Raw genomic sequence first — 21,773 nt, forward strand, 5'->3', positions numbered from 1 at the left:
CCGCACCGGCGGCGGCTTAGTGGATGATGGTGGGGTGCCTGACGAACCAACAGGGTCAGCGGAACCGTTGACTTCAGCCGGTGACGCCGTGGCAGCCGACGAGCCCGACGCAGCACCGCCGCCGCGGCGGCTGCGGCTGCTGATGGCGGTGGCCGCGGTGGTGCTTGCGCTGGACATCGTCACCAAAGTGCTGGCTGTCAAACTCCTGCCGCCCGGCCAACCGGTGTCGATCATCGGTGACACCGTGACCTGGACGCTGGTCCGCAATTCGGGCGCGGCGTTCTCGATGGCCACCGGCTACACCTGGGTGCTGACGCTGATCGCGACCGGCGTGGTGGTCGGCATCTTCTGGATGGGACGCCGCCTGGTCTCGCCCTGGTGGGCGCTGGGGCTGGGGATGATCTTGGGCGGGGCGATGGGCAACCTGGTCGACCGCTTCTTCCGGGCTCCCGGGCCGTTGCGCGGCCACGTCGTGGACTTCCTGTCGGTCGGCTGGTGGCCGGTGTTCAACGTGGCCGACCCCTCCGTGGTGGGCGGGGCCATCCTGCTGGTCGTGCTGTCGATTTTCGGCTTCGACTTCGACTCCGTGGGCCGGCGCAACGCCGACTCCACCGACTCAGAGGAATGACCGACCGCACGATGCCGGTCCCGGAGGGATTGGCGGGCATGCGCGTGGACGCCGGTCTGGCTCGGCTGCTCGGGCTGTCCCGCAGTGCCGCGGCGGCCATCGCCGAGGACGGCGGTGTGGAACTCGACGGCGTCCCGGCGGGCAAGTCCGACCGGCTGAACCCTGGCGCGTGGCTGCGGGTCCGGCTGCCGGAACCGCCGAAGCCTCCGGAGAACTCACCCGTCGACATCGAGGGCATGACGATTCTGTACTCCGACGACGACATCGTTGCAGTCGACAAGCCCGCAGCGGTGGCCGCGCACGCATCGGTGGGCTGGACCGGTCCGACGGTGCTCGGTGGCTTGGCCGCCGCCGGCTACCGCATCACCACATCCGGCGTGCATGAGCGGCAGGGCATCGTGCATCGACTGGATGTCGGCACGTCCGGGGTGATGGTGGTCGCGATCTCCGAACGGGCTTATACGCTGCTCAAGCGGGCATTCAAGCAACGCACCGTCGACAAGCGTTATCACGCGCTGGTGCAGGGGCATCCGGACCCGTCCAGTGGAACCATCGACGCTCCGATCGGCCGGCATCCCGGTCCGGAATGGAAGTTCGCGGTCAAAAGGGACGGGCGGCACAGCATCACGCACTACGACACCGTGGAGGCCTTCGTCGCCGCCAGCCTGCTCGACGTGCACCTGGAGACCGGTCGCACCCACCAGATTCGCGTGCACTTCGCCGCCCTGCATCACCCGTGTTGCGGCGACCTGGTCTATGGCGCCGACCCGAAACTCGCGAAAAGACTTGGGCTGGAACGTCAATGGCTGCATGCGAGGTCGCTGGCATTCGCCCACCCGGCCGACGGCCGCCGGATCGAGATCGAGGCCCCGTATCCGGCTGACCTACAACATGCCCTCGGCGTGCTACGCGCCGAGGGCTGAGGCGTCGGGTTTGCGCGCCTCGACCAGCACGCGCGCTGCGTGCGCGACGAACGGTCCGTCGGCCTCGATGCGCTCATGCAGTTCGCGCAACCGCTCGCGGTAGCGCTCGACGGTGAAGTCCGGCACCGTCCAGATCACTTTGCGCAGGAAGTGGACGACGGCGCCGATGTCGAAAAACTCCTGGCGCAACCGCTCAAGTCGCATGTCCACGATCTGCAGCCCGGCCGCTTCCGCCTGGGCACGTTCGCGATCCGGGTGGCGCCGCGCCCACGCCTCGGGCTGCGGACCGATGAAATACTCGACCAACTCTGAAACGGTGGCGGGACCGATGTGTTGGGCGAGGTAGGTGCCGCCGGGCCGCAGCACCCGGGCGATCTCGTTCCACCACACGGTGTTCGGATGCCGACTGGTCACCAGATCGAATGCCTCGTCGGCGAACGGCAACGGCGACTCGGTGGGGGTGGCTACCACCACCACACCCCGCGGGTGCAACAGCCGAGTCGCCAGCGCCGCATTGGGCGGCCAGGATTCCACCGCCGCCATGGTCGGCGGAAACTTGGTGACGCCGGCCAGCACCTCACCGCCGCCGGTCTGAATATCCAGCGCCGCAGACACATTCGCCAACCGGTTGCTCATCAACCGCTGATATCCCCAGGACGGACGCGTCTCGGTCGCACGGCCCTCAAACCAGGAGAAGTCCCATCCGTCGACCGATGCCGACTCGGCCTCGGCGACCAAAGCATCGAAGCTGCGTTCCATGCTCATCCCGTGTGGCAGACGAATTTGGTGCCGCCGAGGTCCAACGTCACTTCGCCCTGGTGTTCCCAATATTCCGACCCTTGGCGGCCGTACCGGGCGCCGCTGCCCGAAGGCTGAATGAACAGGATGACGCGGTTGCCTTTCCAATCGAGCACCGCGGTCTTGGGGTCGAGTTGGTTGTAGAACTGGGCGGTCAACGTGCCGGCCTCCGGCGGGCAGTCATAAGTCACGACGGGGGGAGCGACGGTGGCCGGGTCGGCGATGGACAATTCGACCAGTCGCGTCTGGTAGGACTCCACGACGCAGGTTCTTGTTTCGGCCTGATCGGCGCAACCGTCTCGAATCGTGGCGAAGGCGCTCTGCGCGGTCGTCAGCGCTGGGTGGTCAGCGCCCGGGCGTCCCAGCGCCTGCTGGTAGGCCGTGTGCACCCGATGGTCGAGGTCGGTCAATTGCGGTTCGTCGCATACCAATTGCTGTGCTTTGTTCGCTGGTTTGGTGCAATCGAAGGTACCCGCCGCGGGTTGTGCGGCGGTGGTCGTCGGGGTGGCGGAGGTGCGGCTGGACGGGGCCGGCGGGGCCTGGGCAGAGCAGGCGCTGCCGAGCAGCACTGCCGCGAGCACGACCATCAGTCTCATACCTGCTGACTACCGTTCGACCGCTGGGTCGCGGGTGCGACACGCCCAGCGGCAGCCGAGCAATCTCGGCGACCGCGCGCCCTGACCAACGGATTATCCGGTGTGGCAAGAGGATCGTTTCTATAGCTGCAATCTGTATAAGCGGCAATCGGTATAAATTGACCGGTCGATGTCCTAGGTTGGCTTCATGACCTGTGTCACACCCTCCACACCGCCATCAGGAGCACCTGCCAATGAATCTTGGTGACCTCACGAACCTGGTCGAGAAGCCGATCGCGGCTGTGTCGAACCTGATCAACACGCCGAACTCCGCGGGCCGGTATCGGCCGTTCTACTGGCGCAACCTGCGTGACGCGGTGCAGGGCCGCAAGCTCGACGACGCGGTCGAGGGCAAGATCGCGCTCATCACGGGCGGATCGTCGGGCATCGGCGAGGCGGCGGCGCACAAGATAGCCGAGGCCGGTGGCACCGTCGTGCTGGTCGCTCGAACCTTGGAGAACCTGGAGAAGGTCGCCGACGACATCCGCGCCAACGGCGGCACCGCGCACGTGTATCCGTGCGACCTTTCGGACATGGACGCGATCGCGGCGATGGCCGACAAGGTGCTGGAGGACCTGGGTGGGGTCGACATCTTGATCAACAACGCGGGACGCTCGATCCGCCGTTCGCTGGCGCTGTCCTACGACCGCATCCATGACTATCAGCGGACCATGCAGTTGAACTATCTGGGTGCGGTTCAGCTGATTCTCAAATTCGTCCCCGGCATGCGGGAACGCGGTTTCGGCCACATCGTCAACGTGTCCTCGGTCGGCGTGCAGACCCGCGCACCACGTTTCGGCGCCTACATCGCCAGCAAGGCCGCGTTGGACAGCCTGTGCGACGCGCTGCAGGCCGAAACCGTCAGTGACAACGTGCGATTCACCACCGTGCATATGGCGTTGGTACGTACCCCGATGATCAGCCCCACCACCATGTACGACAAATTCCCGACGCTGACGCCGGATCAGGCCGCAGGGGTCATCACCGACGCGCTGATTCACCGGCCGCGGCGAGCCAGTTCGCCGTTCGGGCAGTTCGCCGCGGTCGCTGACGCGGTGAATCCCGCGGTCATGGACCGGGTGCGCAACCGCGCGTTCGGCATGTTCGACGACTCGTCGGCCGCCAAGGGCAGCGAAAACCAAGAGGAAAAGGATCTGGATCGCCGAAGCGAAACATTCCTGCAGGCCACCCGCGGAATCCACTGGTGACCTCATGAGCCTTCCGAAGCCGGACCAGAACGCAACCGTCGTCATCACCGGCGCCTCCTCGGGCATCGGCACCGAACTGGCCAAGGGTTTGGCCGGTCGCGGATTTCCACTGATGCTCGTCGCGCGCCGCCGTGAACGTCTCGACGAGCTCGCCGGGCAGTTGCGCGAGGACCACCAGGTAGGCGTCGAGGTGCTGCCGCTCGACCTTTCCGACACCACATCTCGCGGCGAGCTCGTCGACCGGCTGCGTACCGACCCGATCGGCGGCCTGTGCAACAGTGCCGGTTTCGGCACCAGCGGCAACTTTTGGGAGTCGCCTTTCGAACGGGAAAGCGAGCAGGTCACCCTCAATGCGCTGGCGCTGACCGAACTCACGCACGCGGCGCTGCCCGGCATGGTCGAGCGCGGGGCCGGTGCGGTGCTGAACATCGCTTCGATCGCCGGCTTTCAGCCGATCCCGTACATGGCCGTCTACTCGGCGACCAAAGCGTTCGTGCTGACGTTCTCCGAGGCCGTGCAGGAAGAGTTGCATGGCACCGGGGTCTCGGTCACGGCGTTGTGCCCTGGGCCGGTGCCCACCGAATGGGCGCAGATCGCCGATGCCGAACGGTTCAGCATTCCGTTGGCGCAAGTCTCGCCGCACGAGGTGGCCGAGCAGGCGATCCAGGGGATGCTGGCCGGCAAGCGCACGGTGGTCCCGGGAGTGGTGCCCAAGGTTGTCAGCACCAGCGGGCGGCTTATTCCGCGCAGTCTGCTGTTGCCCGGCATCCGGATCGGGAACAAATTGCGCGGTGGGCCTGGTCGCTGAGGCAGCCGCTCAGCTGTCGGGTGGGATCTTCAACACCTGACCGGGCCGGGAGATCTTGTCGGATTTGTCGGAAACAGCCGAGGTCAGGACGTAGAGGGTGTCGGCTGAATCGACCGCGATGTCATTGCTGTTCGCGGCCAGGGGCACCTTGACGACGCTGCCGCCCGCCGGGAGCTCGAAGAATCCGCGTCCGAAGGCGTCGGCGACGAAGATGTTTCCGCTGCTGTCGAAAGCCACGTGACGCGGCTCCAACAGGTCGGGGATGGGCAGCGTCATCGGGGCGGTGGCACCGGCCGGCAGCTTCAACACGCGGCCATGGCCGCCGCCCCTGACTCCGGCGCAGATGAAGACGTTCCCGGCGTCGTCCACCTCGATCCCGCGAGGCAGGAACAGGTCGCCGAAGGACAGGTCGGTTGGCCGGTTTTCACCCGGAGCCAGCTTCTTGGCCCCGTACTTCAGATTTCGGTCCGACAAGCTACCCAGTAGACCGCCGACCGCATAGGTGTTGCCTGTCCCGTCCACCGCAATGGCCTGGATCGAGGAGAATCCCCGGAACGGCAACCGAATTGGGGACTTGCCCGACTCCACAAACCACACCTGAGCGCCGGTGCTGAAGTAGATGTTTCCCGCCTTGTCGACGGCCAGGTCGGAGGCCATGCGCAGATCCACCCCGGGGACATCCAGCGTGGTCGCGGCGCTGCCCCCGGGTGTCAGCTTGAACAGCTGTGCCGGCAGCGAATCGAAGGTGCCCGCGTCAGGTGGCGGCGCGATCGAGGCCAGCACGTAGATGTTGCCCGCGCCGTCCACCCCCATGGCCTTTGTCGGATGCAGTCCGGGGAAAGGCAGTTCGATGGGTTGGCCGGCATAGGTGTGACGAGGCTTCGCGGCAGTCGGCGTGGGACTCGTGGAAGTGGTTGCCGCGGAATCGGTGTGACGGACCAGCCGTGGGATCGCAATAGCGCCGGCCACTACGGCTCCGACTATCACCACGGCGGCCACCACCGGCGCGATGCGGCGTCGCCGTCTCGGCGGGAAAGGCAGCGGTACCGGACGCGAGTGCGGATAGGACACCGTGGGTGACGGCGGATGGCTTGGATGCCATTGTGGCTGAGGGGGATTGGGGCTTTGCGGCGGTGGCGGGAGTTGCATGGTACGGGTCGCCGCCTCCGAAGGACCCGAGACCGGACGCGGGCCGGCGCGAAGCGCGTTTTGCGCGGCGGCCACCAGATCCCCGGCGCTGCGGTAGCGGTCTTCGGCATCGGTCGCCAGCCCCCTGGCGAGGACGTCATCGAATGCAGGAGGAATGTCGGCGCGCAACTCGCTCGGGCGCGAGACACGCCCACCGGGACCGGAGGCATCCGGCGGGTGTCCGGTCAAGCACTCGTACAACACAGCCGCCAGCGCGTGGACGTCGGCTCGGTACGTCGCCTCGGTGTTTGTGACCAGGGACCGGGTGCGATCGGTCGACGGCGTCGCGCCGCCGACGTCGCCAAGCAAGGCGGAGCCGTCACCACCGAGGAGGATGCTGTCGGTGGTGACGTCGCGATGCACGGCTTGGCTTGCGTGAGCCGTATCGACCCCAGCCGCAACCTGGCGCAGCACGTCGACCGCGCGTCCGGGATCGAGCGGCCCGCCTTGTGCCAGAACGGCTTTGAGACTGCGCACGTCCATCAGCTCCCCCCCACCTTGAGAAGCCGGTTGTTCTCGGTCAGGTAAATGCCGCCCGCAGCGTCGACGGCCACACCGCCGAATGCTTGGTTCTCTGGCGCGAACAGCAGGGTCGAGGCGGTGGCACCCGCCGGAAGCTTTATCAGCCGGCCCCTGTTGTCGGCGTTGTCGATGACGTAGATGTTGCCCTGGCCGTCGATCGCGGCGCCCTGTGCCCGGCCGAGCTGACCGAACGGCAGCTGGGTCGGATTGGTGTCGCCGGGAGCCAATTTGAGCACCCGTCCCGACTCCAGCGCATAGACGTTGCCAGCACCGTCGACGGCGACCCCCTCGTACATTCCGCCGCCGAACGGCAGCACGGCAGGGGTGGTGGCCCCCACCGCGAGTGAAAGCACTCGATCGTTCGCGGCGACGAACACCGTCCCGGCGGCGTCGGCAGCTACACCGTTGGGGAACAACCGGCCGAAGGGCAACTCGACCGGGGTGGTGGCACCGGGGTCCAGTTTCCAGACCTTGCCGGTGTTGTCGCTGCGAGATAAGTCGGTGACGTACACGCCGCCGGCTCCGTCCACACTGATCCGTTTGGGTCGGGTGAGTCCGCGGAACGGCACTTCGACGGGTGCGGCGGCATTGGCGGCAAACCGGTAAACCCGGGCACTGCTGGTGTCAACGGCGTAGACATCCCCGCCGGGGCCGATCGCCACACCGCCGAGTTCGCCGTAACCGATGATCGGCAGGCGGGTGGCGTTCAGCGGCGGTGCGGCGCTGGTGACCGGTGGCGCGGCGGCACTTGGGCTGGCGCTGGTGCTGGGGCTGGGGCTGGTGGAAGCGTGTTCGGACGGGCCGGGCGCGGCGATGACGGCGATTACCCCGGCCGTAACGGCGACCGTCGCGACCGCGCCTCCGATGAGTAGTGCGCGGCGGCGGGGCTTGCGCCGCACCGGGTTCGGGTCGTGGGCAGCAGGCGGCGGCCCCGGCGTTGTCCAGGGCTGGGTGGTCGCGCTCTGGTGCGGTGCGGGCGGTGCCCAGGCGGGCTGGTGCTGGGGTGTGCTCAGGGCGCGTTGCGCGGCGGCGCCCAGTTCGCCGGCGCTGCGGTAGCGATCCTCGGGTTCCTTCGCCATGCCGCGCGCGATCACCTCGTCGAACCCGACCGGGATGCCCGGCTGTTGCTGCGTCGGGCGGGGCGGCGGTGACGCCAGGTGGGCGGCGACCAATGCCGGTATCTCGGTTCGAGTTTCGTACGGCGCCGACCCGGTCAAGCATTCGTGCAGCACACAGGTCAGCGCGTAAATGTCGGCTCCGGGAGTGACGACGCCGGAGGCGAGGCGCTCGGGGGCCAGGTAGGCGAACGAACCGACCGTGGTGCCCTCGCTGGTCAACTTGGTGTCGGTGGCCGCGTTGGCCAGCCCGAAGTCGACCAGACAGGCGAAGTCATCCTTGCCGAGCAGAATGTTGGCCGGTTTGACGTCGCGGTGGATCACGGTTTCGGCGTGCGCGGCGTCCAGTGCCGCGGCGATCTGACGGACGATGTTGACCGCTCGTGCCGGGGCGAGCGCTCCCTCACGCTCCAGGGTGCTTTGCAGGTCGGTGCCGTCGATCAGGCGCATATCGATGTACAGCTGCCCGTCGATCTCGCCGCAGCCGTGGATAGGCACGACATGCGGGTCGTGCAGTCGCCCGGCGGTGCGCGCCTCCCGGAAGAGCCGTTCCCGAAATGCCGGATTGTGCGAGTAGCTGCTGGACAGCAACTTCAGCGCCACCACGCGGTGCATCGCGGTGTCCTCGGCTTCGTAGACCTCACCGAAGCCGCCGGTGCCGATCAGGCGCCGCAATAGGTACGGGCCGAACCGGGTACCCACGCGCGGGCTCGAAGTCATTGCGCAGCACCCAATTCCAGGACTTTCCCGGTGGCACAGTCGTCGTTTCGATGGCAGTCGGCGACGAAGAGGTTGCCGTCCTTGTCGACCGCTATGCCGAACGGGTAGTTCAACCCGGGAAACGCCACCGGAGTGGCACTCGGCGCACCGGGCGCCAACTTGAAGATGCCGCGGCCGTCGATGTCTGAGACGTAGACATTGCCCCGCTTGTCCACCGCCACACCGAACGGCTGCTGGAGCCCGGCGAACGGCAACTCGGTGGGGGTTTCGGCGCCGGGGGCCAACTTCAGCACATGCCGGTCCGTGCCGTCGGCGATATAGAGGTTGCCGGCATCGTCCACGGCGATGCCCGCGGGCGTGTTCAACAACGTCGTCGGCATCAGCACAGTAGGGCTGGTGGCGCCGGGAGGAAGCTTCAGCACCTGCCTCGAGGCGCCGTCCGAGACGAAGACGCTGCCGTCCTTGCCGATGGCCAGGCCGACCGGCCGGATGAGGTGGCCGAAGGGGGCCAGGGATGGCCCCCGGGCCCCCGGCGACAGCTTCCACACCGCGGGGGCGTGCAGGTCGGCCACATAGACATTGCCTGCCGGATCCACGGCCACGCCCTCGGGGAAGATCTCGCCAAAAGTCAGCTCGGTGGCGGAGGTCTGGCCGGCCGGTAGTTTCAGCACCCGACCGTTGGGAGCGGGGTTGCCCAATTCGGTGGCGTACACCGCCCCGGTGTCGTCTACGGCTACGCCGTGCGTCTTCACCAGATCGGGGAAATTGACGACGATGGGCGCGGTCGGCGAGGGCCGGGGCCGGCTGGGTGCCGCCGGTTGTGCGCCGGGGGGACGGTGCGCGATCACAACGAACGCGACCGTAGCCGCGACCGCGACGAGCGCGACAGCGGCGACGATCATGTTGCGCCGCCGTGTTTTTCGTTGGCGCGGCTGGGCCCAGGCCGGTGGTGGGCCCGGCGGCGGCAGCGGCGCGACATCCGGGGACGGTGCGGCGGGGGGAGTGCCGACCACCCAGTCGCGGGTGACCGGCGCGGGGGTCAGGGCGCGTTGGGCGGCCGCGGCGAAATCCCCGGCGCTCGGATAGCGATCGTCGGGATTCTTGGCCATGCCGCGGGCGATGACGGAGTCCAGTTCGGCCGGGATCCCGGCCCGGTGCTCGCTGGCCCGGGGAATCGGGGCGTTCAACTGAGCTTGCATCAGCGCGGGTATGTCGCGGTACTCGTGGTAAGGCGGGTCGCCGGTGAGGAGTTCGTACAACACGCAGGCGAGCGCGTACACGTCGCACCGACCGTCGACCGCGCCCCCGGAAAGACGTTCCGGGGCAACGTAATCGAAGGTCCCGACAGCCGTGCCGGGTTTAGTGAGCCGGGCATCGCCGGCGGCGTTGGCCAGGCCGAAGTCGACCAGGCTGGCGAAATCGTCGCCCGACACCAGAATGTTGGCGGGTTTGACGTCCCGGTGGAGCACGGTTTCGGCGTGCGCGGCATCGAGCGCCGCGGCGGTCTGACGGATCAGGTTCACCGCGCGGGCGGGCTCGAGGGGGCCGTCGCGCTTCAACAACGTCTCCAGGTCCTGGCCGCGGACCAGGCGCATGTCGATGTAGACCTGCCCGTCGATCTCTCCGCAGCTGTGGATCGGCAGTACGTGCGGTTCGCGGAGCCGTCCGGCGGTGTGGGCCTCCCGGAAGAGGCGTTCGCGGAACACCGGATTCGTGGAAAAGGTGCTGTTCAGCAGCTTGAGCGCGACGGCACGGTGCATCGTGGTGTCTTCGGCCTCGTACACCTCGCCGTATCCGCCGCTGCCCAACAATCGGATCAGCCGATATGGCCCGAACTGCGACCCCGTCCGATCCTCGACCACTACTCTCCCTCCGTTTCGTCGCCGAGCGTATCGTGACTGCGAGAAATGAGGCCGGTGAGCGCACCGGCTAGGCTCGCGGCCATGGCTTCCGTCGAGGTGACCTCCGATGTGCCGATGACCCCGCAGGACATGTGGGAGCGCGTGTCGGACCTGTCCCAGTTGAATGAGTGGCTCGTCATGCACGAGGGCTGGCGCAGTGACGTGCCCGAGGAGATCACCGAAGGTACCCAGGTCGTCGGGGTGGCCCGCTCCAAGGGGTTGCGCAACCGGGTGACCTGGACGGTCACCAAATGGGACCCACCGCACCAGGTCGCGATGTCCGGGGACGGTAAAGGCGGAGCAAAGTACGGCGTTCGGGTCACAGTTACGCCCAAGGGCGACGGTTCCACCATGGGTCTGCGCCTTGAGCTGGGCGGCCGCGCGCTGTTCGGTCCCGTCGGCAAAGCCGCGGCCCGCGCCGTCAAGGGGGACGTGGAAAAGTCCCTCAAAAACTTCGTCGAGCTGTACGCCTGACAGCGGTAAGACACACTTCGCGACACGCCGGTGGGATGTCGGTAGTCGGTCATAGACTGGCGTCCCTATGAGCGGTTCATCTTTCGGGTCCTCGTTTGTGCACCTGCACAACCACACCGAGTATTCGATGCTCGACGGTGCCGCGAAGATCACGCCGATGCTGGCCGAGGTAGAGCGGTTGGGCATGCCCGCGGTCGGGATGACCGACCACGGAAACATGTTCGGCGCCAGCGAGTTCTACAACACGGCTACCAAGGCCGGGGTCAAGCCGATCATCGGCGTGGAGGCCTATATCGCGCCCGGTTCTCGCTTCGACACCCGTCGCATCACCTGGGGGGATCCCAGCCAGAAGGGTGACGACGTTTCGGGTAGCGGTTCCTATACGCACATGACGTTGATGGCCGAGAACGCGACCGGGTTGCGCAACCTGTTCAGGCTTTCCTCGCTGGCTTCGTTCGAAGGCCAACTCGGCAAGTGGTCGCGCATGGATGCCGAGCTCATCGCCGAGCACGCCGAGGGCATCATCGCCACCACGGGATGTCCGTCGGGGGAGGTGCAGACGCGGCTGCGTCTCGGCCACGAACGCGAGGCGCTGGAGTCCGCCGCCAAGTGGCAGGAGATCTTCGGCGCCGAGAATTTCTTCCTCGAGCTGATGGATCACGGCATCTCGATCGAACAGCGGGTCCGGCAGGGTCTGCTCGAGATCGGGCGCAAGCTGAATATTCCGCCGCTGGCCACCAATGACTGCCACTACGTCACCCGCGAGGCCGCCCACAATCACGAGGCGCTGCTGTGCGTGCAGACCGGCAAGACCCTGTCTGACCCCAACCGGTTCAAGTTCGACGGCGACGGTTACTACCTCAAGTCGGCCGCCGACATGCGCCGGCTCTGGGACGACGAGGTGCCCGGGGCCTGTGATTCGACGCTGTTGATCGCCGAACGGGTGCAGTCCTACGCGGACGTGTGGACCCCACGCGACCGCATGCCGGTCTTCCCGGTGCCCGAGGGGCACGACCAGGCATCCTGGCTGCGCCACGAGGTGATGGCCGGCCTGCAACGCCGGTTCCCGGCCGGTGTCGGCCAGGACTACCTCGACCGTGCGGACTACGAGATCAAGGTCATCTGCGACAAGGGCTTCCCCGCCTACTTCCTGATTGTGGCTGACCTGATCAACTACGCGCGGTCGGTCGACATCCGGGTGGGGCCCGGCCGTGGCTCGGCGGCAGGGTCGCTGGTGGCCTACGCGATGGGGATCACCAACATCGACCCGATCCCGCACGGTCTGTTGTTCGAACGCTTCCTCAACCCCGAGCGCCCGTCCGCACCCGACATCGACATCGACTTCGACGACCGCCGTCGCGGCGAAATGGTGCGGTACGCCGCAGACAAGTGGGGTCACGATCGGGTCGCCCAGGTCATCACCTTCGGCACCATCAAAACCAAAGCGGCACTGAAGGATTCGGCTCGGATCCACTACGGGCAGCCCGGGTTCGCGATCGCCGACCGGATCACCAAGGCGCTGCCGCCGCCGATCATGGCCAAAGACATTCCGCTGTCGGGGATCACTGACGCAAACCACGAACGCTTCAAGGAAGCCGCCGAGGTCCGCAGCCTGATCGAGACCGACCCCGATGTGCGCACCATCTATCAGACAGCGCGCGGCCTGGAAGGCCTGATCCGCAACGCCGGCGTGCACGCGTGCGCGGTGATCATGAGCAGCGAACCGCTGACCGAAGCCATCCCGCTGTGGAAGCGACCGCAGGACGGCGCCATCATCACCGGCTGGGACTACCCGTCCTGCGAGGCCATCGGCCTGCTGAAGATGGATTTCCTGGGTCTGCGAAACCTGACGATCATCGGCGACGCGATCGAGAACATCAAAATCAACCGGGGCATCGACCTGGACCTGGAATCGGTGCCGCTGAACGACAAGGCCACCTACGAGCTGCTGGGCCGAGGCGACACCCTGGGTGTGTTCCAGCTCGACGGCGGGCCGATGCGCGACTTGCTGCGCCGCATGCAGCCCACCGAGTTCAACGACATCGTCGCGGTGCTGGCACTGTACCGGCCGGGCCCGATGGGCATGAACGCCCACAACGACTACGCCGACCGCAAGAACGGCCGCCAGCCGATCAAACCCATCCACCCCGAACTGGAAGAGCCGCTGCGCGAGATCCTCTCGGAGACATACGGTCTCATCGTTTACCAAGAGCAGATCATGTTCATCGCCCAGAAGGTCGCCTCCTACACGATGGGTAAGGCCGACGCGCTGCGCAAGGCGATGGGCAAGAAGAAGCTCGAGGTGCTCGAGGCCGAGTACAAGGGCTTCTACGAGGGCATGACGGCCAACGGTTTCTCCGATCGAGCGGTGAAAGCGTTGTGGGACACCATTCTTCCGTTCGCCGGGTATGCATTCAATAAATCGCATGCCGCCGGATACGGACTGGTCTCCTACTGGACCGCCTACCTCAAGGCCAACTATCCCGCGGAGTACATGGCGGGCCTGCTCACCTCCGTCGGCGACGATAAGGACAAGGCGGCGGTCTATCTGGCCGACTGCCGCAAGCTGGGCATCACCGTGCTGCCCCCGGACGTCAACGAGTCCCTGGTCAACTTCGCCTCGGTGGGCAAAGACATCCGCTTCGGGTTGGGCGCGGTGCGCAACGTCGGCGCCAATGTGGTGGGGTCGCTGATCAAGACCCGCAGCGAGAAGGGCAAGTTCACCGACTTCTCGGACTACCTGAACAAGATCGACATTTCGGCGTGCAACAAGAAGGTCACCGAGTCGTTGATCAAGGCGGGCGCGTTCGATTCGCTCAGCCACCCCCGCAAGGGTCTGTTCCTGGTGCACACCGACGCCGTGGACTCGGTCCTGGGCACCAAGAAGGCCGAGGCGATGGGGCAGTTCGACCTGTTCGGCGGCGCTGATGGAGATGGTGCCTGCGACTCCGTGTTCACCATCAAAGTGCCCGAGGACGAGTGGGAGGACAAACACAAACTCGCCCTGGAACGGGAAATGCTGGGCCTGTACGTGTCCGGCCACCCGCTCAACGGGGTGGCGCACTTGCTGGCCACGCAGGTCGACACCGCCATCCCGGCGATCCTGGACGGTGACGTGCCCAACGACACCCAGGTGCGGGTGGGCGGCATCCTGGCCTCGGTCAACCGGCGCGTCAACAAGAACGGGATGCCCTGGGCCTCAGCGCAATTGGAAGACCTGACCGGTGGTATCGAGGTGATGTTCTTCCCACACACCTACTCCAGCTACGGAGCCGACATCGCCGACGATGCGGTGGTGCTGGTCAACGCCAAGGTCGCCATCCGCGACGACCGCATCAGCTTGATCGCCAATGAGCTTGTGGTGCCCGACTTTTCCAACGCCCAGCCCAATCGTCCGCTGGCCGTCAGCCTGCCCACCCGACAGTGCACGATCGACAAGGTCAGCGCCCTCAAGCAGGTGCTGGCCCGCCATCCCGGCACGTCGCAGGTGCATCTGCGGCTCATCAGCGGTGACCGGATCACCACGCTGGAGCTGGATCAGTCGCTGCGGGTGACGCCGTCGCCGGCGTTGATGGGCGACCTCAAGGAGTTGCTCGGACCGGGGTGTCTGGGCGCTTAACCGAAGTCGACGCGGACAATCGCGCTGTCCGCCCACACGCCGCGGTCGCGTGCCCGCCGCAGCTTCTCCCGCAGCGGCAAATCGCGGTGCACGTTGGTCACTCCCGGAATCTTGAGTAACGGCACGATGTTCCACTGCCAGCCATACCGACGGTGGAGTACGCGGTTGGCGCGGTCGGCCTCGGGGCCGCTCAGCAGGGTGGCCCGACCCACCGCCTCCGCCGCATCGGGTTGCACGCGCCCCCGATGGTCGCACGCGGTGAGCCGGACTTCAGGTCGCGCGGTCAGCCGCTTGGTCTTGGGGCCCACCTTGGTTCGGAACACCAACGCGTCTGCGTCGAAGGCGAACCAGATCGGAGTGTCGACGGGTGTGCCGTCGCGGCGGTAGGACCGCAGCAGGACGTAGCGGGCATCGCGCAGTGCGGGGCGTGTGGAGGTGTGCATGGGCCGAGTCAAGCACTTAGAGTTGACTCGAAGTCAAGCCTGAAAGGTCCGGATGCAACTCACCATCGGCGAAGTGGCCCGCGCGGCCGGGATTGCGGCGACGACACTGCGTTACTACGAGCAGATCGGCCTGGTCCCCCCGCCCGCCCGACTCGGCGGACAGCGTCGCTACGACGGTGCGGTCCTCGACCGGCTCGAAGTCATCCGGCTGTGCAAGTCCGCCGGGTTCTCCCTGGAAGAGATCCAACTACTGTTCGCCGACGAAGAGCCGGGCCGTCCCGCCAGTCGGGCGCTCGCCGAGCGCAAACTCGTCGAAATCGACGCTCAGATAACAGCATTGGCGCGGGCACGCGAGGTCATCGAGTGGGGGATGCAGTGCACCTGTCCCTCGATCGATGCCTGCACGTGCGGAATTCACCCTCGACCGCCTGCGGCGAATGCCACGCTCTCACAACGGTCACCTATGAACGCGACACCAGCGTGACACTCGACATAAAGGACGTAGGCTCACCGGTGAGGCGGGGCGACGGAGGGGAGCGGTGATGACCACAACCGAGGAGCTGTATTCCGAAGAGCCCGGCGCCCAGGTACACCAGCCCGCCGCCGCGGCGGCACAACCGGCATAGGGGGACAACGGTGACTGCACGGCAGGTCGGTCGCAGCGGAGTGCGAAAGCTGCTGCAACGCACTGGATTCGTCGACGAATCCACGTCAGCGCTACCCACCGACCCCGATGCGGTCTCCCAATTGCTGGGCGCCCGCTGGTTCGGTGAGCGGCTGGACGCGCTGGCCGACGAGCTGGGCCGCGATCCCGCCAGCGTGCGGGTGGAGGCAGCGGGTTATCTGCGGGAAGTGGCGGCTTCACTGGACGAGCGCGCGGTGCAGGCCTGGCGCGGTTTCAGCCGTTGGCTGATGCGGGCCTACGACGTGCTGGTCGACGAGGATCAGATCGCGCATTTGCGTCGGCTCGATCGTAAGGCGACGTTGGCCTTCGCGTTCTCGCACCGGTCCTATCTGGACGGCATGCTGCTGCCCGAAGAGATTGCAGCCAACCGCCTGTCGTCCGCTTTCACTTTCGGCGGAGCCAACCTGAACTTCTTTCCGATGGGCGGCTTCGCCAAGCGGACCGGGACGATCTTCATCCGCCGCCAGACCAAGGACATCCCGGTCTACCGATTCGTGCTGCGCGCATACACCGCACAGCTGGTGCAGAATCACGTCAACCTCACCTGGTCGATCGAGGGCGGCCGCACCCGGACCGGGAAGCTGCGGCCGCCGGTGTTCGGCATCCTGCGCTATCTCACCGATGCTGTCGACGAAATCGACGGTCCCGAAGTGTATTTGGTGCCGACCTCGATCGTGTACGACCAGTTGCACGAAGTCGAAGCGATGACCACCGAAGCCTACGGCGCCACCAAGCGACCCGAGGACTTCCGTTTCCTGGTGCGGCTTTCCCGCCAGCAAGGCGAGCGGCTGGGCCGTGCCTACCTCGACTTCGGCGAGCCCCTTCCGCTGCGCAAGCGCCTGGAGGAACTGCGCGCTGACCCGTCGGGTACCGAAACCGTCGTCGAGCGCATCGCGCTGGACGTGGAGCACCGGATCAATCGGGCCACACCGGTGACGCCGACCGCGGTGGTGAGTCTGGCGCTGCTGGGCGCCGACCGGTCGTTGTCCATCAGCGAGGTGCTGGCCACGGTGCGACCGCTGGCCAGCTACATCGCGGCCCGCAACTGGGCGGTGGCCGGGGCGGCGGACCTGACGAACAAATCGACAATCCGCTGGACCCTGCACCAGATGGTCGACTCCGGGGTGGTCAGCGTTTACGACGCCGGTACCGAGGCGGTCTGGGGGATCGGCGCGGACCAGCATCTGGTGGCAGCGTTCTACCGCAACACCGCCATCCACATCCTGGTCGACCGGGCCATCGCGGAATTGGCGTTGCTGGCGGCGTCGGAAAACGCCCAGAGCTCGGGGAATGCCGCTGTGTCACCCGCTGCCGTGCGCGACGAGGCGCTGAGCCTGCGCGAGCTGCTCAAATTCGAGTTTCTGTTCTCCGCGCGGGCGCAGTTCGAGATGGAACTCGCCGACGAGGTACGCCTGATCGGTCCGGTGGAGGACACCACCAAGAACGCCGGCGCCGACGAAGTGCGCGGATTGCTCGAGTCGGCCGACGTGCTGCTGGCGCATCTGGTGTTGCGTCCGTTCCTGGACGCCTACCACATCGTCGCTGACCGGCTCGCAGCTCTCGAGGACGAATCGCTGGACGAGGATGCCTTCCTCACCGAATGCCTCGAGGTGGGTAAACAGTGGGAGCTGCAACGCCGAATCGCCAACGCCGAGTCCAGATCGATGGAGCTCTTCAAGACGGCGCTGCGGCTGGCCCGGCATCGCGAGTTGGTTGACGGAGTCGATCAAGCCGACATCGCCAAACGGCGTCAGGAATTTGCGGACGAGATCGCGACCGCGACCCAGCGGGTCAACGTGATTGCGGAACTGGCCAGGACGCGGGTCAGTCGCGCTGTTCCGTGACCACCTTGAGCAGCAGCCCGACCGCGATGGCCACTCCGGCCCCGCCCAGCACCGCCGGCGCGGCGCTGGCAGTCACTGACCCGATGAGCAGCAGCGTCACAATCCCCGTGAGGACCGCGAACAGCTTGTGCCGCGGCCAGGGAACACCCGCGATAAGCACATCGGTGCTGTTCAAGACGGGCTGAGTCATGAAGTTGAGTGTACCCGTCACTCGGGTTTTCGGCTAATCGAAACATTCGATGCGGCCGCTCTGCGGCCTAGAGTGTGGGCATGGCGTTAGAAGGTGAATACGAACCCAGCCCGTCGGACTGGTCCCGCGAACAAGCCGACAAATACGTGGCATCGGGCGGGACCGAAGCCGGCGAATTGAAGGGCAAACCGATCATCGTGCTGACCACCGTCGGCGCCAAGACCGGCAAACTCCGTCGTACCCCGCTGATGCGCGTGGAGCACGACGGTCAGTATGCGGTGGTGGCGTCGCTGGGTGGCGCGCCGAAGCACCCGGTCTGGTACCACAACATCGTCAAGCACCCTCGGGTCGAGTTGCAGGACGGCAGTGTGTCCCGGGAATACGACGCTCGCGAGGTCTCTGGTGATGAGAAGGCGCTCTGGTGGGAACGGGCCGTGGCGGCGTGGCCGGACTACGCCGACTACCAAAAGAAGACCGACCGGCAGATTCCGGTCTTCGTGCTGACCCCGGTGAGCTGATCCACCCGCTGCGCCGTCATGGCACCATTGACCGGTGTCCGCCGAATTGAGCTCGAGCCCGCGTAGGTCACCGCTGTCTGCGGTGGATATCGACCGCGCGGCGCAACGGATTGCTCCGGTGGTGACGCCCACGCCTTTGCAATTGAGTGAGCGCCTCTCCGAGATCACCGGCGCGACGGTCTACCTCAAGCGGGAAGACCTGCAGGTGGTGCGCTCCTACAAGCTGCGCGGGGCATATAACCTGCTCGTCCAGTTGTCCGAGGAAGAGCTTTCCGCGGGCGTGGTGTGCTCGTCGGCGGGCAATCACGCGCAGGGGTTCGCGTTCGCGTGCCGGGCACTGGGGGTGCGCGGCCGGGTCTATGTCCCTGCGAAAACCCCCAAGCAAAAACGGGACCGGATTCGCTACCACGGCGGTCAGTACATCGAGCTCATCGTCGGCGGATCGACCTATGACATGGCCGCCGCCGCCGCCCGCGCAGACGTCGAACGCACCGGCGCCACCCTGGTGCCGCCGTACGACGACCTGCGCACCATGGCCGGTCAAGGCACCATTGCCGTGGAAATCCTCGCCGAGCTGGGGCAGGAACCGGACTTGGTGGTGGTTCCCGTTGGCGGCGGCGGATGCATCGCCGGCATCACTACCTACCTGGCCGAGCGAACCAGCAACACGTCGGTGCTGGGCATCGAGCCGGCCGGCGCCGCGGCCATGATGGCGGCCCTGGCCGCCGGGGCGCCGGTCACCCTGGATCACGTGGACCAGTTCGTCGACGGCGCGGCCGTGGCATGCGCGGGAGCCCTGCCCTATGCCGCACTGGCCGCCGCGGGCGACATGGTGTCGATCACCACGGTGGACGAGGGCGCGGTGTGCACCGCGATGCTGGACCTCTATCAGAACGAAGGCATCATCGCCGAACCGGCGGGGGCGCTGTCGGTCGCCGGCCTGCTGGAAGCCCAGGTCGAGCCCGGTTCCGTGGTGGTGTGCCTGATCTCGGGGGGCAACAACGACGTGTCCCGCTACGGCGAGGTCTTGGAGCGCTCGCTGGTGCATCTGGGTCTCAAGCACTACTTCCTGGTCGACTTCCCGCAGGAGCCCGGAGCGCTACGCCGGTTCTTGGACGAGGTGCTGGGCCCGAACGACGACATCACTCTGTTCGAGTACGTCAAGCGCAACAATCGGGAAACCGGAGAGGCGCTGGTGGGCGTGCAACTGGGATCGGCGGCGGATCTGGATGGCCTGCTGACGCGTATGCGGGCGACCGAGATTCACGTCGAAACCCTGTTGCCGGGTTCGCCGGCGTACCGGTACCTGCTGCACTGAGCCCGCCGGTATCTGCTCGGGTGTCTGCCGAGCGGCCGCGAAATGCCATTCGCAACGGCGTGCCGCTGTGCGGACACGCGCGCTCGCCGTCAGCGGGGCGCTCGCGATCAGCGGGGCGCTCGCCGCCAGCGGGGCGCTGGCCGTCAGAGGTACGACGGCAGCGGGATAGCGGGGTCGAGACCGGCGGCCGGCTCGGGCGTCCCGGCGGACACCGTCAGCGGCACCACTCCGGCCCAATACGGCAGCTTGAGGTCCTCGTCGTCGTCGGCCACACCCCCAAGGCGCACCTTCGCCGAAACTTCGACCAGGTCGAGGGCGAGCACGGCGGTGGCGGCGAGTTCGCGCGGGTTCGGAGGTCGGCAGTCGTCCGCTCGCCCGGGCCGGATGTGGTCGAGCAGCGCGTGCAGAGCCTGCCGCTTCTCTTCGGGGTCGTCGACAAGGCGGGCGGTGCCCATGACGACAACCGAGCGGTATTTCAGTGAGTGGTGCATCGCCGAGCGGGCCAGCACCAGGCCGTCTACCAAGGTGACGGTGACGCAAACGGGCAGGGCGGCCGGGCGCGCCGCCAACATCGGGCCACTGCCCGAGGACCCGTGCAGGTACAGGACTTCCCCTAGCCGGGTATGGGTGGTCGGCAGTACCGCCGGCCGCCCGTCTTTGACGTATCCCAGGTGGCAGATGAGCGCTTCGTCCAGGATGCGGTGGACCGTGTCGCGGTCATAGCGCGCCCGTTCCCGGTAGCGGGTGGGCGTGGTCCGGGCAGTCGGTCGGTAGTCGATGTCCACGGCGGCAACCCTTGCGTGATAGTTTGTTCTAGTACATACTTAGCTTTATGCCAGTACGATACAGCATAACCGGAACCGGCGCGGAGTCGATTGCGGCCAGCGTCGAAGAGGGCATCTCCGATGGCGCCCTGGCGCCCGGTGACGCACTGCCGTCGATCCGAGAGGTCGCCGCCCAGCTCGGCGTCAATGCCAACACCGTCGCCGCCGCCTACCGTCTGTTGCGGGAACGTGGCGCGGTCGAAACCGCCGGGCGGCGTGGTACCCGGGTACGGGGTCGGCCAGCGACCACCCCGCGATCCCTGCTCGGGGTCGCGGTGCCCCCGGGTGCGCGCGATCTCTCGACCGGCAACCCGGACCCGGCCCTGTTGCCCATCGCCACCGCGCAGTTCGGTCCGGCGACCGCCGACAAGCCGCTGCTGTATGGGCAATCGGCCATGTCGGCCGCATTCGCCAAGCATGCCCGTGCGGAATTGGGCGCCGACCGGGTGCCGGCCGATTACTTGACCGTGACCAGCGGTGCGCTGGATGGTATCGAGCGGGTGCTGGCCGCGCACTTGCGCCCGGGGGACCGGGTCGCTGTCGAGGATCCGGGTTGGGCGAACATGCTCGATCTCGTTGCGGCGCTGGGGCTTTCCCCCGAACCCGTCAAGGTGGACGATGAAGGACCGTTGGTGCTCAGCATGGCGCGAGCGCTGCGTCGCGGTGCGCAGGCCGTCATCGTCACCACCCGCGCCCAGAATCCCACCGGTGCCGCCCTGTCCAAGGAACGCGCCGCCGCGCTGCGTAGCCTGCTGGCCGCCAAGACCAGCGACGTGTTGGTGGTCGAGGACGATCACTGCGCCAGGATCTCCGGGGCTCCCTTGCATCCCCTCGCGGGCGCGACCCGGCGCTGGGCCTTCGTCCGCTCGGTGTCCAAGGCCTACGGACCCGACCTGCGCCTCGCGGTGCTGGCCGGTGACCGCCGCACCGTCGAGCGGGTGCACGGGCGGTTGCGGCTCGGGCCGGGATGGGTGAGCCGTTTGCTGCAAGACCTCGCGGTGCGGATGTGGACCGATGAGTCGGCGACAGACTTGGTTAATACGGCGCGCGAACGCTACACCAAAAACCGGGAGGCACTGCGGGCCGCGTTGGCCGAGCGAGACGTCGCCGCGCACGGCAGATCGGGCCTCAACGTCTGGATCCCGGTTCCCGACGAGACGGTCGCGATCACGCGACTGCTCAGCGCGGGCTGGGGTGCGGCACCCGGTACCCGGTTTCGGATGGACACGCCGCCGGGCATGCGCATCACCATCGCGGACCTGAAAGACGACGAGATCGTTCCGCTGGCCGACGCCATTGCCGAGGCCATTCACGGGACCGGACCCGCCAGCGTGTGAATCGGACCAGCAACCAGCCGAAAGCGCCACATCGCCATGTCATAAGACCCTCGGCCCCGGCCCTTACCGGATCCT

General features: G+C 66.9%; 19 protein-coding genes. 11 read left to right on the plus strand and 8 right to left on the minus strand.

All coding sequences use genetic code 11. From position 1 onward, the window contains the following. The first annotated feature begins 34 nt into the window (after positions 1-34). Together lspA and A5636_RS19155 are read left to right on the plus strand one after the other, a co-directional pair. A complete protein-coding gene (gene lspA, locus A5636_RS19150) occupies positions 35-628 on the plus strand; it encodes a signal peptidase II (protein WP_081287883.1) in 594 nt (197 codons plus the stop codon). Further along, positions 625-1,551: an RluA family pseudouridine synthase gene (locus tag A5636_RS19155; protein ID WP_065160213.1), complete on the plus strand. Its 927-nt coding sequence runs from the start codon at positions 625-627 to the stop codon at positions 1,549-1,551. The genes lspA and A5636_RS19155 overlap by 4 nt, the downstream gene beginning before the upstream one ends. On the opposite strand, the gene A5636_RS19160 is transcribed toward A5636_RS19155, so the two are convergent. Together A5636_RS19160 and A5636_RS19165 are read right to left on the minus strand one after the other, a co-directional pair. After that, on the minus strand, positions 1,534-2,310 hold the full coding sequence (locus tag A5636_RS19160) for a class I SAM-dependent methyltransferase (RefSeq protein WP_065160214.1): 777 nt from the start codon (positions 2,308-2,310) through the stop codon (positions 1,534-1,536). The genes A5636_RS19155 and A5636_RS19160 overlap by 18 nt on opposite strands. A gap of 2 nt (positions 2,311-2,312) precedes the next feature. Continuing rightward, positions 2,313-2,945, minus strand: a complete 633-nt coding sequence (locus A5636_RS19165; RefSeq protein WP_065160215.1) for an MliC family protein — start codon at positions 2,943-2,945, stop codon at positions 2,313-2,315. A gap of 233 nt (positions 2,946-3,178) precedes the next feature. Here A5636_RS19165 and A5636_RS19170 point away from each other — a divergent pair, with 233 nt between their 5' ends. After that, positions 3,179-4,192, plus strand: a complete 1,014-nt coding sequence (locus A5636_RS19170; protein ID WP_065160216.1) for an SDR family NAD(P)-dependent oxidoreductase — start codon at positions 3,179-3,181, stop codon at positions 4,190-4,192. Between the two features lie 4 nt (positions 4,193-4,196). After that, on the plus strand, positions 4,197-5,000 hold the full coding sequence (locus A5636_RS19175; RefSeq protein WP_065160217.1) for an SDR family NAD(P)-dependent oxidoreductase: 804 nt from the start codon (positions 4,197-4,199) through the stop codon (positions 4,998-5,000). Positions 5,001-5,009: 9 nt separating this feature from the next. On the opposite strand, the gene A5636_RS19180 is transcribed toward A5636_RS19175, so the two are convergent. Genes A5636_RS19180 through A5636_RS19190 form a run of 3 tightly spaced genes read right to left on the minus strand, consistent with a single transcriptional unit; the run spans position 5,010 to position 10,407 of the window. Beyond that, positions 5,010-6,671 carry a hypothetical protein gene (locus tag A5636_RS19180; protein ID WP_065160218.1) on the minus strand — a complete coding sequence of 554 codons (1,662 nt, stop codon included), beginning with the start codon at positions 6,669-6,671 and terminating at the stop codon, positions 5,010-5,012. Next, on the minus strand, positions 6,671-8,545 hold the full coding sequence (locus A5636_RS19185) for a serine/threonine-protein kinase (RefSeq protein ID WP_065160219.1): 1,875 nt from the start codon (positions 8,543-8,545) through the stop codon (positions 6,671-6,673). The genes A5636_RS19180 and A5636_RS19185 overlap by 1 nt, the downstream gene beginning before the upstream one ends. Beyond that, positions 8,542-10,407 carry a serine/threonine-protein kinase gene (locus A5636_RS19190; RefSeq protein WP_065160220.1) on the minus strand — a complete coding sequence of 622 codons (1,866 nt, stop codon included), beginning with the start codon at positions 10,405-10,407 and terminating at the stop codon, positions 8,542-8,544. The genes A5636_RS19185 and A5636_RS19190 overlap by 4 nt, the downstream gene beginning before the upstream one ends. An 81-nt stretch (positions 10,408-10,488) precedes the next feature. Here A5636_RS19190 and A5636_RS19195 point away from each other — a divergent pair, with 81 nt between their 5' ends. Further along, positions 10,489-10,920 (plus strand): type II toxin-antitoxin system Rv0910 family toxin, encoded by a 432-nt coding sequence (locus A5636_RS19195; protein WP_065160221.1) that lies wholly within the window; start codon positions 10,489-10,491, stop codon positions 10,918-10,920. 67 nt (positions 10,921-10,987) lie between these two features. Next, positions 10,988-14,539, plus strand: coding sequence for a DNA polymerase III subunit alpha (gene dnaE, locus A5636_RS19200; RefSeq protein WP_065160222.1), 3,552 nt, complete (start codon positions 10,988-10,990; stop codon positions 14,537-14,539). On the opposite strand, the gene A5636_RS19205 is transcribed toward dnaE, so the two are convergent. Then, positions 14,536-14,982 (minus strand): PPOX class F420-dependent oxidoreductase, encoded by a 447-nt coding sequence (locus tag A5636_RS19205; protein WP_065160223.1) that lies wholly within the window; start codon positions 14,980-14,982, stop codon positions 14,536-14,538. The two genes, dnaE and A5636_RS19205, sit on opposite strands and share 4 nt — an antisense overlap. 52 nt (positions 14,983-15,034) lie before the next feature. Between A5636_RS19205 and A5636_RS19210 the strand changes: the two genes are divergently transcribed. Beyond that, a complete protein-coding gene (locus tag A5636_RS19210) occupies positions 15,035-15,466 on the plus strand; it encodes a helix-turn-helix domain-containing protein (protein WP_065160224.1) in 432 nt (143 codons plus the stop codon). A gap of 152 nt (positions 15,467-15,618) precedes the next feature. Further along, positions 15,619-17,511 carry a lysophospholipid acyltransferase gene (locus A5636_RS19215; protein ID WP_065160225.1) on the plus strand — a complete coding sequence of 631 codons (1,893 nt, stop codon included), beginning with the start codon at positions 15,619-15,621 and terminating at the stop codon, positions 17,509-17,511. On the opposite strand, the gene A5636_RS19220 is transcribed toward A5636_RS19215, so the two are convergent. Next, positions 17,492-17,701, minus strand: coding sequence for a hypothetical protein (locus A5636_RS19220; RefSeq protein ID WP_065160408.1), 210 nt, complete (start codon positions 17,699-17,701; stop codon positions 17,492-17,494). The two genes, A5636_RS19215 and A5636_RS19220, sit on opposite strands and share 20 nt — an antisense overlap. A gap of 80 nt (positions 17,702-17,781) precedes the next feature. On the opposite strand from A5636_RS19220, the gene A5636_RS19225 reads away from it, so the two are divergent. Both A5636_RS19225 and ilvA read left to right on the plus strand, forming a co-directional pair. Beyond that, positions 17,782-18,219, plus strand: coding sequence for a nitroreductase family deazaflavin-dependent oxidoreductase (locus A5636_RS19225; RefSeq protein ID WP_065160226.1), 438 nt, complete (start codon positions 17,782-17,784; stop codon positions 18,217-18,219). Positions 18,220-18,253: 34 nt separating this feature from the next. Beyond that, the gene (gene ilvA, locus A5636_RS19230) at positions 18,254-19,537 is read left to right on the plus strand and encodes a threonine ammonia-lyase (RefSeq protein WP_065160227.1); all 1,284 of its coding nucleotides are present in this window, start codon (positions 18,254-18,256) and stop codon (positions 19,535-19,537) included. 143 nt (positions 19,538-19,680) lie between these two features. Here the strand turns inward: ilvA and A5636_RS19235 are convergent, their stop codons facing one another. Further along, positions 19,681-20,322: a pyridoxamine 5'-phosphate oxidase family protein gene (locus A5636_RS19235; protein WP_065160228.1), complete on the minus strand. Its 642-nt coding sequence runs from the start codon at positions 20,320-20,322 to the stop codon at positions 19,681-19,683. Positions 20,323-20,369: 47 nt separating this feature from the next. Here A5636_RS19235 and A5636_RS19240 point away from each other — a divergent pair, with 47 nt between their 5' ends. Continuing rightward, the gene (locus tag A5636_RS19240) at positions 20,370-21,698 is read left to right on the plus strand and encodes an aminotransferase class I/II-fold pyridoxal phosphate-dependent enzyme (protein WP_065160229.1); all 1,329 of its coding nucleotides are present in this window, start codon (positions 20,370-20,372) and stop codon (positions 21,696-21,698) included. Positions 21,699-21,773 lie beyond the last annotated feature (75 nt).

This window comes from Mycobacterium asiaticum (genome assembly GCF_001673315.1).
Taxonomy (GTDB): domain Bacteria; phylum Actinomycetota; class Actinomycetes; order Mycobacteriales; family Mycobacteriaceae; genus Mycobacterium; species Mycobacterium asiaticum_B.

Coding starts and splice junctions, on each gene's coding strand:
- A5636_RS19210 (WP_065160224.1), top strand. CDS start 15,035: ATGCAACTCACCATCGGCGAAGTGGCCCGCGCGGCCGGGATTGCGGCG.
- A5636_RS19220 (WP_065160408.1), bottom strand. CDS start 17,701: ATGACTCAGCCCGTCTTGAACAGCACCGATGTGCTTATCGCGGGTGTT.
- A5636_RS19175 (WP_065160217.1), top strand. CDS start 4,197: ATGAGCCTTCCGAAGCCGGACCAGAACGCAACCGTCGTCATCACCGGC.
- A5636_RS19155 (WP_065160213.1), top strand. CDS start 625: ATGACCGACCGCACGATGCCGGTCCCGGAGGGATTGGCGGGCATGCGC.
- A5636_RS19205 (WP_065160223.1), bottom strand. CDS start 14,982: ATGCACACCTCCACACGCCCCGCACTGCGCGATGCCCGCTACGTCCTG.
- A5636_RS19225 (WP_065160226.1), top strand. CDS start 17,782: ATGGCGTTAGAAGGTGAATACGAACCCAGCCCGTCGGACTGGTCCCGC.
- dnaE (WP_065160222.1), top strand. CDS start 10,988: ATGAGCGGTTCATCTTTCGGGTCCTCGTTTGTGCACCTGCACAACCAC.
- A5636_RS19165 (WP_065160215.1), bottom strand. CDS start 2,945: ATGAGACTGATGGTCGTGCTCGCGGCAGTGCTGCTCGGCAGCGCCTGC.
- A5636_RS19195 (WP_065160221.1), top strand. CDS start 10,489: ATGGCTTCCGTCGAGGTGACCTCCGATGTGCCGATGACCCCGCAGGAC.
- A5636_RS19180 (WP_065160218.1), bottom strand. CDS start 6,671: ATGGACGTGCGCAGTCTCAAAGCCGTTCTGGCACAAGGCGGGCCGCTC.
- A5636_RS19185 (WP_065160219.1), bottom strand. CDS start 8,545: ATGACTTCGAGCCCGCGCGTGGGTACCCGGTTCGGCCCGTACCTATTG.
- A5636_RS19170 (WP_065160216.1), top strand. CDS start 3,179: ATGAATCTTGGTGACCTCACGAACCTGGTCGAGAAGCCGATCGCGGCT.
- A5636_RS19240 (WP_065160229.1), top strand. CDS start 20,370: ATGCCAGTACGATACAGCATAACCGGAACCGGCGCGGAGTCGATTGCG.
- A5636_RS19160 (WP_065160214.1), bottom strand. CDS start 2,310: ATGGAACGCAGCTTCGATGCTTTGGTCGCCGAGGCCGAGTCGGCATCG.